Below are 12,495 nucleotides of genomic sequence, written 5' to 3'. Positions count from 1 at the left end.
GGTACCACACATGCAAGAAGCCACTCAAACCGCTTCCATCGTCGATTCGCAGAACGATTACCCCGAGTACGCCGGACCTTTGTCGCTCGATACGCTGATCGATGAAGTGGAGCGCCGCCGGGACGAGTTCGATGCGATATCGCACGTGCCGCGCGACATGGTCGGCAAGATGAAGCGCGCGGGTATTTTCCGGGCCAGCACGCCAAAGCGTTTCGGCGGTGACGCGCTGCCGCCGCCGCGTTTCCTGGAGATTCTCGAGCGCATCGCCATCGCGGACGGATCGACCGCGTGGGTCGCGGCGTTCGGCTCCGCGAACACCTATCTGGCGGCCTTGCCGTTGGAAACGCAGGCGCGCATCTATGCGTCGGGCCCCGACCAGGTGTTCGCGGGCGGCCTGTATCCGCTGCAAACTGCGCAGCGCGCGCCGGGCGGTTTCCTCGTGTCGGGGCAGTGGCGCTTTGCGAGCGGCTGCAAGGGCGCGGACTGGATCGGCGTCGGGATTGGCGGCGTGCCTGCGAGCGAGGCCGGGAAAGATGCGGGCAAGCCCTTTACCGCGGTATTTCCGGCGAGCGAGGTGGAGATCGTCGAGAACTGGAACGTGGTCGGCATGCAAGGCACAGGCAGCCACGATTTGCGTCTGCACGACAAGTACGTCGGCGAGCAATGGACCTTTGTTCGCGGAGGCACGGCCGTGATCGACGAGCCGCTGTATCGCTATCCCGCCGTTGCGTATCAGGCGCAGGTGCACGCAGCGGTGAACGTCGGTCTCGCCCGCGCGGCGCTCGACATGCTCGCAAGCATGTCCGGTGTCACGAAGACCACCACGGGCGCGCCGCGTCTTGCCGACCGCGCGTACTATCGCTCGGGTCTCGCCCAGGCCGAAGCGCAGTTGCGCAGCGCGCGGGCGTTCTTCTTCGAATCGGCGGAAGCGTCGTGGCGCACGGTACTCGCGGGCGACCCGGTCCTGCCTGCGCAAGCGAATCTGCTGCGCCTGTCGGCCACGCACGCGGCCCACATCTGCGCCGACATCGTCATGCAGGCATACAAGATGGCCGGCATCGGCGCGATCTACCGCGAGAGCCGCATGCAACGGCTCGTGCGCGATTCCATCGTGGTGACGCAGCACGCGTTTCTCGGTGAAGGCACCTACGATGCATCGGGCGCTGTGTTCGTCGGCATTCCGCCTGTAACGCCTTACCCCTGATCGAGGTGCGGTAACAATGCAGGTATGTCTTTTTCTTATCGACGAGAGCGGCACACATGCGCCGCTCGATGCCCGCGCGCTACAGCATGCGGCTACGAATGTGGATGGTCTCACGCAGTTGATCGTGCACGAAGCGATCGGCGCTCAGGTCGATCCGCGTATCGCGCGAGGCGCCGATACGCCGTCGTGCGTGCTGCAATGGTATTTCACCGACCTGGCGCCACTCGAAGCCGCCTGCGAACGCGGTGGCGCAATCCAGCGCGCGTTGCAGACCGTTTGCCCGGCGCGATTGTTCAGCCAGCAGGTCATGACGGTGCGTTCGCTGAAGGCGTCGACAGAAACCGTTTCGCAGCGATGCACCTATCTGGTCGCCTATGAAGGCGTCGCCACAGACTTCAACGCGTGGCTTACGCACTACCTGAAACATCATCCGCCGCTGATGCTGCAATTGCCCGGGCTGCGCGAACTGGAGGTGTACACGCGCATCGACTGCACGAGCGGCCTGCCGTTCGCGCACTCGAACGCCATGCAACGCAACAAGGTTGTATTCGACGACGCCGGCTCGCTCGCCGGCGCGCTCGCCTCGCCCGTGCGCGATGCAATGCGTCGCGACTTCCACGCGTTGCCGCCTTATACCGGTGCGACACCGCATTTTGCAATGCGCAGCATCTACGGTACTCTCGCGCATCAGCATCATTGACCGGGCGGTCGCGCCCAAGCTTGACCGCGCGATGCGCTCTCGTTCGCGAGCGAAGCGCATGAACAAGCCGCACCCCGGCATCGCCGATCTGAACCTGCTGCGTGTGTTCCTCGCCATCTGGGATTTGCGCAGCCTGACTGCCGCTGGCGACAGGCTCGGTCTCACGCAGCCTGCCGTGAGTCACGCGCTGCGCCGTCTGCGCAATCTTTTCGAGGACCCACTGTTTCTACGCACACCCGGCGGCATGGTGCCGACCGACGCCGCGTATCGCCTGTATCCGCCGCTCGCACAGGCTCTCGCGATCATCAACGACGCCATGCAGCAGCTCGCCAGATTCGATCCCGCCACGGCGCAACGCGTGTTTCGCGTGTCGATGTCCGACATGTCGGAGTTCTATTTCCTGCCGCCCCTCGTTGCAATGCTCGACCGCGAAGCGCGCGGCATCCGTATAGAAGTGGCGAACCTTCCGGTGGAATCCGTGAGTGCGGCCATGCGCGCAGGCGAGGTCGATCTCGCGCTCGGCTACGTGCCGGGACTCGACGCGGGCTGCGTGAGCCAGACGCTTTTCGTCGACGAACATGTTTGCCTCGTGCGCGCGGGGCATCCGTTGCGCAACACAAAGCCCACACGCGAGGACCTCTCCGCGCTGCGCTACGTCTACGCGAGTACGAACGCCACCGGTCACCGCATGGTCGAGCAGTGGCTCGACGAGCTCGACTTCAAGCGCGATGTCGTGCTGCGGCTGCCGCATTTCGTCGTTGCTCCCGAGATCGTGATGAACACCGACCTTGCCGTGATCTTTCCGGAAAGCATTGCGCGGCGCTTCAATCGCGGCAAGGCGTTTCGCGTCCTGCCTTTGCCTTTCTCGTTGCCGCCTATCGAAATCAAGGTGCATTCGCATACGCAGTTCGCGGCCGATCCCGGCATCACCTGGCTGCGCGAGTCGCTGGTTGCGCTGTTTCATCAGCCCGAGCGTGAAGCTTGAAGCCTGCTCCTGAAGCATCCAGCCGTGCCCCGCACATTTGCCGCGCTGATACCTCGCGTTCTTTTCGGCCTATTTGACGCAGCGTTATGGCGAATCGACACTGCGTCATATGCAAAGCCTTAATCAAGGTGCGCGCCCCCACATCATTCAAGCGAGCTGACATGTCCACGGTCCAAACCTCGCCGGCAGCCGAACGCAACGCGGCGACGCCGGATCGCGCACTCAAACGCATCGTCATTGCCTCAGTGGCGGGCAATGCGATGGAATGGTATGACTTTTTCGTCTATGGCACGGCTGCCGCGCTGGTGTTCGGCCAGTTGTTCTTTCCGGCCAACGCAGATCCGCTGATCGGCACGCTCGGCGCGTTCGCCGCGTTCGCGATGGGCTTCGTCGCGCGACCGCTCGGCGGCGTGGTGTTCGGCCATATCGGCGATCGTTACGGACGCCGGGCGTCGCTCGTGTGGACACTGCTTATCATGGGCTTCGCGACGTTTGGCATCGGCCTGTTGCCGACCTACGACCACGTCGGCCTATGGGCGCCGGCCGCGCTTGTCGCGCTGCGTCTGTTGCAAGGCGTTGCGTCGGGCGGCGAATGGGGCGGCGGCGTGCTGATGATCAGCGAAAGCGCGCCGCCCGAGAAACGCGGCTATTACGCCGCCTGGAGTCAGCTCGGCGTGGGCGGCGGTTTCGTGCTGTCGTCCGCGGCCTTTCTCGCGGTGCAGGCCTTGCCGCATGAGCAGTTCGTTTCGTGGGGATGGCGCCTGCCCTTTCTCGCCAGCATTCTGATTTTCGCGCTCGGCGTTTATATCCGCCGCAATCTGCCAGAGAGCCGCGACTTCCAGAACGCCGACAAGGCGGGCAGAACATCGCACATGCCGGTGGTGGAGGTCATCAAACGTCACCCAAAAGAGATTCTCATGGCGATGGGCTTGCGTGTCGCCGAAAACGGCGGCGCATATATCTTCCTCGCGTTCTCGCTTGTGTACGGCAAATATGCAGGCATTCCCAATTCGACGATGCTAACGGGGGTCATGCTCGCGATGGTTGTCGAAATGATCGCGATGTTGTTCTGGGGCAAGCTCTCCGACCGGATCGGCCGCAAGCCTGTGTATATGATCGGCGCGGTTTCGCTGGTGGCGATGGCATTTCCGTTCTTCTGGCTGCTCAATACGCATTCCACGCCGCTCATCTGGCTTGCGCTGGTACTGGGAACCGCCGTATGTCATGGCGCGATGATCGGCACACTACCCTCGCTCGTCGGCGAACTCTTCAGCACCGAAGTACGCTATTCAGGCGTGGCGCTCGGGCATGAAGTCGCGTCGATCTTCGCGGGCGGGCTATCGCCGCTGATCGCGACGGCGTTGTTGTCGCACTATCACGCATACTGGCCCGTCGCCGTGTTCCTCATGGCGCTCGGTCTCGTCACTGTCGTGACGTTGAAGTTCACGCACGAAACGCGACAGCCGTAATCCCACTCGCGAGGCGCCCACCTCAGCGCGAACGGCTGCGACGCATCAAATCAATTCCATCGATGCAACCAAGGCTTTTTAATCTATTTTGTTTATTCATGACGCGGCGCTAATCTGGGTGCAACGTCCCTGTCCAAGTCCCCGGAAAGCATCATGGAAGCATCTGTACTCAAAGTCCGTGTCGATGCCGTGCGCGAAGAAGCGCATGGCGTGCGCTCCTTCAGCGTATCCCGTCTCGACGGCCTGCCCTTCGAACGCTACGAGCCGGGCGCGCACATCGACGTAACGAGTCCATCCGGCGTCACGCGTCAATATTCGTTGTGCGGCGACCCGGAATGTCTGGATACGCAAACATTCGCGGTGAAAAAAGAACAGCAGTCGCGCGGCGGGTCGCGTTCCCTGCATGAGGACGTGGGCATCGGCACGCAATTGTCGGTGGGCGCGCCGCGCAATCTGTTCCGGCTCGTAGAAGGCGCAGACGAGCATGTGCTGATCGGCGCGGGCATCGGCATCACGCCGCTGCTCTCAATGGCATACCGGCTGGCCGCGCGCAAGGCGCACTTCACGCTGCACTACTTTGCCCGCAGCGAAAGCCACGCGGCATTCATGACGCTGTTCACGCGTGCGCCGTTCGATGCACATGTGAAGCTGCATTTCGGCGTGGAGCGCGACGCGCTTCCCGACGCACTCGACGCGTGTCTGCGCGAAGCAAGCGACAACGCGCATGTCTATACGTGCGGCCCGGCGCCTTTCATGGACCTCGTCGTCGAGACCGCGCAAAAACGCCTGCCTGCCGAATCCGTACATCTGGAGCGCTTCAAGGCCGAGCCTGCACCTGCAACCGGAACATCGCTCGACAGTTTCGACGTGCAACTCGCGAGCACGGGCCAGACCGTGCATGTCGATGCGAAGACTTCTATCGTCGACGCCCTCGCGTCGATCGGCATAGAAGTGGACACGTCATGCGGCGAAGGCGTGTGCGGCACCTGCATGGTCGACGTCGTGAGCGGCGAGCCGGAGCATCGCGACCATTGTCTGAGCAAGGCGGAACGGGCGAGCAACAGCGTGATTTGCTGCTGCGTCTCGCGCTCGCGTTCGCCGGTGCTCGTACTGGATCTCTAGGCGTCAGGCTTTCGTGAAGTCCGCGAGGATTCCCGAAATCAGACCGCGCATCCACGCAATGCCTTCGTCCTCGTGAAAGTGTTCGTGCCAGTGCATCGTCACGGCGGCCTTCGGCAGTTGAACCGGCAGCGAATAGACGCGAAACGCGTTGCCCCGATTCAGGATATGCGCGAGCCGTTCAGGCAGGGTGGCAAGCAGGTCCGTCGCGGCGAGCACACCCGGCAGGGCGACGAAATGCGGCAACGCCAGCGAGATGTTGCGGCCTACGCCCTGTGCGCGCAACGCATCGTCCAGTGCATGATGGCTATGCTCGAGCGAGCGCACCTGCACATGCGAAGCGGCGAGAAACTGCTCCAGCTCTAGCGTATTTCCGGCGGGCAGGTCGCGGCGCTTGCGCGTCATGCACACGTACGACTCCTCGAACAGCAGGCTGTGACGCGTGCGCGGCAGCAAAGAAGGCAGATTGCCGATCGCGAAGTCGAGCCGGCTCGAGCGCAACGCTTCTTCGATCTCCGCAACGGGCAACGGCTCGACGAACAGCTTCACACGCGGTGCCGCATCCTGCAACGCCGCGCACAGCGCGGGCAAGTAGGCCATTTCACCCGCATCGGAAAGCGAGAGGCGGAAAGTGCGCGTGCTCGTGAGCGGATCAAAACGCTCTGCATAACGCAGCGCCTGCCGAACGGTGTCCAATGCACGGCCCACGATTTCCGCGAGTTCCAGCGCCACAGGCGTTGGCTGCATGCCCGCGCGCGTGCGGATGAACAAAGTGTCGTCGAACAAGGTGCGAAGCCGCCCGAGCGAGTAGCTCACGGCGGGCTGCGATAGCGCGAGCCGCTCGCCCGCGCGGGTCAGGCTGCGCTCTTCCACGATGGCCTGAAACACGCGCAGCAGGTTGAGATCGATGTGGTCGATGGATGTCATGGTGTCTCGCGTAACATCGGCCGCACTTATCCGCGGACCCGTTTTTAATCGATTTGACGCATGATCCCCGCAAAGCGAGACTGATGTCAACGAGAGGATGCGCCGATGCCGTATTGCCCGTCTTATGGCCCTCCTCATCCGAGCCCATTCAACTACTCCCCCAGAACACGATGAGTACGCCGACCTATCAAACCATCGACACCAGCGCGCTCGCGAAGCGCGCCGGGTCCGATCGTATCGCGCCTTCGCTGTACTACGATCCGCAGTTGTTCGAGGAAGAACTTGAACGCATCTTCTACAGGACGTGGATCTGGGTCGCGCACGAAAGCGAATTGCCGAAGGCCGGCGATTTCGTGACCACGACCATTGGCCGTCAGCCGGTGATCGTCGTGCGTGACAAGGCCGGCACGGTGAACGTGCTGCAGAATCGCTGCCGCCACCGCGGCGCGACAGTGTGCGAAGAGCACAAGGGCAACGCCAAGGGCTTCACATGCCCGTATCACAGCTGGTCTTATGCGCTCGACGGCACGCTGCGCGCGCTGCCTTACGGCGACGGCTACGAAGGCGTCTGCGAGAAAGGCGATCTGCCGCTCAAGAAATTGCGCGTCGGCGTGTATCAGGGTCTGATTTTCGCGAGCTTCAACGAAAGCATCGAATCCCTCGAAGACTTTCTCGGCGGCGCAAAGCCATGGATCGATCTCTTCATGAAGCAAGGCGCGGGCTATCCGATCAAGGCCAACGGCGAACACAAGTTCAAGTTCAAGGGCAACTGGAAGATCCAGCTCGAAAACACAACCGACCTCTATCACTTTCCGGTCGTGCACAAGTCGTGGATGAAGTCCATCGACGAAGAAACGGCCGCCGTGATCACCAGCTTCATGACGAGCGAGGACGCGTTTTGCCGCTCGCTCGGCAATGGTCACAGCCTCGCGGTGCTGGTGCCCGAAATCGTCGATCTGGACAAGGACGACGGCGCGCCGCTGCCCGAGCGCTTTAGCGAACTCGCCGCGCAACTCGCGCAGAAGCACACGCCGCAGGAAGTGCGGCGCATCGTGCGCTCGCTGATGGGTGTCGGCTTCAACCTGAACCTGTTTCCGAACCTCGCGCTCTCGATGGCGTTCTTCCGCGTATTGCGGCCCATTTCGGCTGAAGAGACCGAGATTCGCCACGTTGCGCTGGCAATGGATGGCGGCCCCGAGGAAGCGAACCGTGTGCGCCTGCGCATTCACGAACACTTCCAGGGCCCGTTCGGCTTCGGCAGCCCCGACGATGCGGAAGCATGGGAACGCGTGCAACGCGGCTCATACGCGGGCCCCGACGTACCGATTCTCGTGAACCGCGGCCTGAACCGCGAAAGTACCGCAGAGAACGGCGAAAAGACCGCGCACGCAACCGACGAAACTGGCATGCGCGAAGCCTACAGGCAATGGCGCGTAATGATGGAAAATGCATGATGGAGCAAGCATGATGGACGACCGTAACGCACTCTTGTCCGACCAGACTTTCGCGCGCGCAATCGAATTCATCTGGCACGAGGCCGAGCTTCTGGACCGGCGCGATTATCACGCGTGGCTGGACCTGTGGGACTCCAAAGGCATGTATGTGGTGCCGATCGATCCCGACACGACCGACTATGCAGCGACGCTGAATTACGCGTTCGACGATCAGCACATGCGCGAGTTGCGTGTGCAGCGCATGAAGTCCGGCTATTCCGCGTCTGCATCCGATGCGGCACGCACGGTGCGCACGGTGTCGCGCTTCACACGCTCGTCGGACAGCGCGGATGTCGTCGAAGTGAAGTCGTCGCAGATCATCATCGCGTACAAGCGCGGCGTGTCGACGATTTTTGCGGCCGATCTCACGCACAAGATCGGCATGCAGAACGGCGAACCGCGTCTCGTGGAGAAAGTGATTCGCCTGATCAACTCCACTGAAGCACTGAACGCCATCGGCTTCCTGCTTTGATGCTCAATCGCGCATCGGTGCACGCATTGCGCCGATGCGTCTTCTTCTTTCGACCATGCCGACACTCGAAGTCTATTTACCTCAAGGTCACGCCGACGATTGCAAGGCATCGCTCATTCAGGGCTTGACGCAGGCAACCGTGGACGCCATCGGCGCGCCTGCCGAATCCGTGCGCATTCTGCTGTCGGAGTTGCCCGCGTCAAACATTGGGCTGGGCGGAAAGCTCACGCCTGCCGCGCTGCCCGTCATCATCGCGATTCTGATTGCTGGCCGCACCCACGCGCAGAAAGAAGCGTTGATCGCGCATCTCAGCGAAACAAGCGCTGCTGTGCTCAATGTGCCCTTGGAGTCGACACGCGTGATGATGAAGGACATTCCCAACACGGATTTTGGCCTCGGCGGCAAGACCGCGCGCGCGTTGGGCCGATAGCCGCATCATGCAATCAGGCGCGCAAGGGTCACGGCAACAACAGCGGCAGCGCAAAGCGGCAGTCGAGCCCGCCTGTTGCAGAACGTTGCGCCCTGATGCGTCCGCCATGCCGGGCTACGATGTTTCTGTACAGCAGTTCAATGAAGCACGCCGCGTCCGCAAGCACGTCGCGCAGGTCAGCCTCTCTTTCGAGCGGATCGCGTTTCACCACGAATTCGCGCACGCTTCTGATGATGCCCGCCGCAAGCTCCGCCTGCCGGTCCGCTTCACGCAAGCCCCAGACTGCACTTTCCGTGGCGTTCTGATCGAGCCGCCGGATTGCGCCTTCGATGAAATTGCAGACCGCCGCGAGCGGCTGACTGAGCTCGTGCGCCATCGCCATCTCGCCCATCGCGTTGTAGCGCCCCGCGTATTCGAGCGTGCGTGCCCCACATATCAATGATCGAAGCAGAAAGGAGACGTCATGTCGCTTGCCGCTACCATCGAGCCCCAGCATTGCCCGTTCGCTTTCGACGACGTGATCGAGGAAATCGCACAACGTCGTGAGGAATTCGAGCGCCTGTCGCATGTTCCGCGCGACGTGATCGAAAAACTCAAGCAGGTTGGCATCTATCGGGCCGCAACGCCGAAGCGTTTTGGTGGCGATGCCCGTGCGCCCGGCGAGTTTCTCGCGCTCATCGAACGCATTGCCACCGCCGACGGCTCGGCCGCGTGGGTCGCGAGTTTCGGCTCGGCAAATATTTATCTCGCTGCGTTACCGCTTGCCACGCAGGCCGAAATCTACGCAGGCGGGCCCGATCAGGTCTTCGCGGGCGGCCTGTTTCCCGTGCAGAAAGCAACCCTTGAAGCGAACGGCTATCGCGTCGACGGCACCTGGAAGTTTGCGAGCGGTTGCAAGGGCGCGGACTGGCTCGGCGTTGGAATCAGCACAGGCGGCACGCCCGGCGAAACGCCGGGCAAGCCCCGCACGGCGGTGTTCAAACCGCAGCAGGTGGAGATCGTCGAGAACTGGAACGTCGTCGGTATGCAAGGCACTGGCAGCCACGATCTGCGTGTGGCTAACCAGTTCGTGCCGCAAGACTGGACGTTCGTGCGCGGCGGCACGCCAACTGTGGATGAACCGCTCTACCGCTATCCGACCATTGCATATGCCGCGCAAGTGCTGGCCGTCGTGAACCTCGGCCTTGCGCGCGCCGCGCTGGACGTCGCGAACAACATGGCGGGCGGCCGCAAGACGACCACAGGCGCACCCCAGCTCGCGGATCGCGCGTATTACCGTATCGAGCTTGCGAAAGCCGAAGCGCAATTGCGTTCGGCGCGCGCGTTTTTCTATGAATCGACCGACAGCGTATGGCAATCCATTCTCGCCGGCAACGACGTGACATCAGAACAGGTCAGCCTGCTGCGCCTCTGTGCCACGCAAATCGCGCGTGAAAGCGCGGAAGTGGTGAACCGCGCGTACCGGCTGGGCGGGACGATGGCGATCTATCGCAATCATCCGCTGCAACGGCTCGTGCGCGACGCGATGGTCGTCACGCAGCACGCTTTTCTCGGCGAGGGCAACTACGACGGCGCGGGCGCCGTATTCGTCGGCGTGCAGCCCATTCCCGGCTATCTGTGACCAACACATCTGATCGAACAAGGAAAAAGCCCCATGACCGACACTCGAAACCTGCCCTTGCGCGTGCTGTTCTGCTGCGGCGTCACGCAGAATTTTTTCGACCTGCCCCGCGAGCAGATTGGCGAGGTGTGGCAGGCCTACGGCAAGATGCTCAATGCGATCGAAGCCATGCCCAACGTGCGGGTGCTCGGCGTGATGGACGATGACCGGCTCGTCGTCGGCAACGCCGACGGTGCACCGTGGACCTTCTACATCATGGCCGACGTGGCCGATTTCGACACGGCAGTTGCGGTCTGCAATCTGTATCGCACCACGCCCGTCGGCGAATACAACCTCTGGCGTTACGGCAAGATAGAAGCTCGCGTGGGCCGCGCGCTGACGGTTCCGCCTGTCGCTGTCACGAATGCGTGAAGCCATGAGCAACGAGATCATGGAACGCCTGCAGGGCCGTCTGCGTTCGCTGGAAGCGCAGAACGCCGTGCGCAAAACCGTCGCGCGCTACATGGCGCTGTGCGACGTGCCCGCACGCATGTTCGAAGGCGAATCGCTCGCGGCGCTCTTTAGCGAAGACGCCGTGTGGGAAGGCATCGGCCCGCAATACGCAAACAAGTTCGGCCGCTTGCAGGGACCGTCCGATATCGTCGCGATGCTGCAACGATACTTGCCGCCCACGCCGCACTTCGCGACCAACGTGCATTTCCTGACTAGCGAGCACATCGAAGTTCATGGCAATACGGCGAAAGGCCGCTGGATCATGCTGCAAGCGTCCGGTTATGTGGACGCGGGCGCCGAACTCGTCGCGGCGCGGCTGGAGATAGATTTCAGGCCGTCGTCGCGCGATGAAGACCTCTGGCTGATCCAGCACTTTCGTACCGAACGTCTCTTCGATGCGCCGTGGCACGTCAATCCCGTCCAAGGAGTTCGCGCATGAGCGCCTTCCTGCAAAAGTTCGACCTTGTTGCGCATGCACGACCGGACGCGCCGACCATCGCGATCAAGGACAGCATCGATATTGCCGGCTACGCGACGACTGCCGCGAGCCGCGCACTTGCCGATGCACCGCCCGCCACGCGCCATGCCGATGTCGTGCAGCGCCTGCTCGACGCGGGCTGGCGCATCACCGGCAAGACCAACATGCACGAACTCGCGTTCGGCATGACAGGCATCAACGATTTCTGCGGGACGCCGCGCAATCCGCAGGATGCCGCACGCATTCCGGGCGGCTCGTCGAGCGGCTCGGCGTCGGCGGTGGGATTGCGTCTGGTCGATGCGGCACTCGGCACCGATACAGGCGGCTCGGTGCGTGGTCCCGCCGCATGCTGCGGCGTGGTCGGCCTGAAGCCGACATTCGGGCGCGTCTCGCGTGAAGGCGTGGCGCCACGTATCACGACACTCGATTGTGTCGGTCCGTTTGCCCGCGACATGAACACCCTCATCAACGTGATGGAGGCAATCGACTCGTCGTTCCAGCAGGACCGCGCGCGCGGCGATGCAGCGAACATCCGCATTGCCATACCCGATGTCGAAGCAGACGACGCGATCAGAAACGCGCTCGCGGCTGCCGTGGCACGTAGCGGACTTGCATCGCGCAACGTACGGCTCGCAGCCATGCGCGATGCGTTCACGGCCGGGCTCGCCGTCATCAACGCCGAAACGTGGCGTGCGTTCGGCCATCTCGTCGACAGCGGCAAACTAGGCGCGGACATCGAGGCCCGCTTGCGCACCGCTGCGAACACCACGGCTTCCGATCTCGACTCCGCCGAACGCATCCGCCGCGCGTTCACAGAAGAAGTGGATAGCGTACTGCAAGACGCCGATGTGCTCGTCCTGCCGACTCTGCCCTCGCTGCCGATCACGATCGAAGCGGCGCGCGCGGGCGCGTCGGTCATCGCCATGTCGTCGCTGATCCGCCCGTTCAATCTGAGCGGACATCCGGCGCTGACGTTGCCTGTTTCAATCGAGGGAACATCACTGAAAGCGGGATTGCAGATCGTAGGCCGCAAGGGCGAGGACGAGACAGTTTGCGCGGTCGCCGCTCACATTGAAGCGATGCTCGCTTCGAACGCGTAAAGAGG

At 62.6% G+C, this 12,495-nt stretch carries 13 protein-coding genes and 1 pseudogene; 12 read left to right on the top strand and 2 right to left on the bottom strand.

The genetic code is table 11. The features are described from left to right. The first annotated feature begins 10 nt into the window (after positions 1–10). The 5 genes from F757_RS0102155 to F757_RS0102135 all read left to right on the top strand — a co-directional run bounded on the left by F757_RS0102155 (position 11) and on the right by F757_RS0102135 (position 5,480). Positions 11–1,204 carry an acyl-CoA dehydrogenase family protein gene (locus tag F757_RS0102155; protein ID WP_027209950.1) on the top strand — a complete coding sequence of 398 codons (1,194 nt, stop codon included), beginning with the start codon at positions 11–13 and terminating at the stop codon, positions 1,202–1,204. Positions 1,205–1,220: 16 nt separating this feature from the next. Beyond that, positions 1,221–1,904, top strand: coding sequence for an EthD family reductase (locus F757_RS0102150; RefSeq protein ID WP_027209949.1), 684 nt, complete (start codon positions 1,221–1,223; stop codon positions 1,902–1,904). A gap of 58 nt (positions 1,905–1,962) precedes the next feature. Continuing rightward, on the top strand, positions 1,963–2,889 hold the full coding sequence (locus tag F757_RS0102145; RefSeq protein ID WP_027209948.1) for a LysR family transcriptional regulator: 927 nt from the start codon (positions 1,963–1,965) through the stop codon (positions 2,887–2,889). A 161-nt stretch (positions 2,890–3,050) separates the two neighbouring features. After that, entirely contained in the window at positions 3,051–4,358 is a 1,308-nt protein-coding gene (locus F757_RS0102140; RefSeq protein ID WP_027209947.1) for an MFS transporter, read from the top strand. A gap of 153 nt (positions 4,359–4,511) precedes the next feature. Beyond that, positions 4,512–5,480 (top strand): PDR/VanB family oxidoreductase, encoded by a 969-nt coding sequence (locus tag F757_RS0102135; RefSeq protein ID WP_027209946.1) that lies wholly within the window; start codon positions 4,512–4,514, stop codon positions 5,478–5,480. Between the two features lie 3 nt (positions 5,481–5,483). On the opposite strand, the gene F757_RS0102130 is transcribed toward F757_RS0102135, so the two are convergent. Continuing rightward, positions 5,484–6,404 carry a LysR family transcriptional regulator gene (locus F757_RS0102130; RefSeq protein WP_013341355.1) on the bottom strand — a complete coding sequence of 307 codons (921 nt, stop codon included), beginning with the start codon at positions 6,402–6,404 and terminating at the stop codon, positions 5,484–5,486. Positions 6,405–6,574: 170 nt separating this feature from the next. Here F757_RS0102130 and F757_RS0102125 point away from each other — a divergent pair, with 170 nt between their 5' ends. The 3 genes from F757_RS0102125 to F757_RS0102115 are packed head-to-tail and all read left to right on the top strand — an operon-like array spanning position 6,575 to position 8,799. Beyond that, on the top strand, positions 6,575–7,858 hold the full coding sequence (locus F757_RS0102125) for an aromatic ring-hydroxylating oxygenase subunit alpha (protein ID WP_027209945.1): 1,284 nt from the start codon (positions 6,575–6,577) through the stop codon (positions 7,856–7,858). A gap of 10 nt (positions 7,859–7,868) precedes the next feature. Further along, entirely contained in the window at positions 7,869–8,369 is a 501-nt protein-coding gene (locus tag F757_RS0102120; protein WP_027209944.1) for an aromatic-ring-hydroxylating dioxygenase subunit beta, read from the top strand. A gap of 55 nt (positions 8,370–8,424) precedes the next feature. Further along, positions 8,425–8,799, top strand: a complete 375-nt coding sequence (locus F757_RS0102115) for a tautomerase family protein (RefSeq protein WP_027209943.1) — start codon at positions 8,425–8,427, stop codon at positions 8,797–8,799. Positions 8,800–8,827: 28 nt separating this feature from the next. On the opposite strand, the pseudogene F757_RS0102110 reads toward F757_RS0102115, so the two are convergent. After that, positions 8,828–9,226, bottom strand: a pseudogene (locus F757_RS0102110) (hypothetical protein); the annotation flags it as partial. Positions 9,227–9,262: 36 nt separating this feature from the next. Here F757_RS0102110 and F757_RS0102105 point away from each other — a divergent pair. From F757_RS0102105 to F757_RS0102090, 4 genes are read left to right on the top strand one after another with little or no spacing between them, the layout of a single operon-like run. Beyond that, positions 9,263–10,420, top strand: coding sequence for an acyl-CoA dehydrogenase family protein (locus F757_RS0102105; protein ID WP_027209941.1), 1,158 nt, complete (start codon positions 9,263–9,265; stop codon positions 10,418–10,420). Positions 10,421–10,453: 33 nt separating this feature from the next. Further along, positions 10,454–10,831, top strand: coding sequence for a hypothetical protein (locus tag F757_RS0102100; RefSeq protein ID WP_027209940.1), 378 nt, complete (start codon positions 10,454–10,456; stop codon positions 10,829–10,831). Further along, positions 10,824–11,351 carry a nuclear transport factor 2 family protein gene (locus F757_RS0102095; RefSeq protein ID WP_442856613.1) on the top strand — a complete coding sequence of 176 codons (528 nt, stop codon included), beginning with the start codon at positions 10,824–10,826 and terminating at the stop codon, positions 11,349–11,351. The genes F757_RS0102100 and F757_RS0102095 overlap by 8 nt, the downstream gene beginning before the upstream one ends. Next, positions 11,348–12,490, top strand: coding sequence for an amidase (locus F757_RS0102090; protein WP_027209938.1), 1,143 nt, complete (start codon positions 11,348–11,350; stop codon positions 12,488–12,490). Before F757_RS0102095 ends, F757_RS0102090 begins: the two co-directional genes overlap by 4 nt. Positions 12,491–12,495 lie beyond the last annotated feature (5 nt).

Origin of the sequence: Burkholderia sp. WSM2232, from assembly GCF_000472545.1 — a bacterium.
In the GTDB taxonomy this organism is placed as follows: Bacteria; Pseudomonadota; Gammaproteobacteria; order Burkholderiales; family Burkholderiaceae; genus Paraburkholderia.
This window is presented reverse-complemented; position numbering and strand designations above follow the sequence as displayed.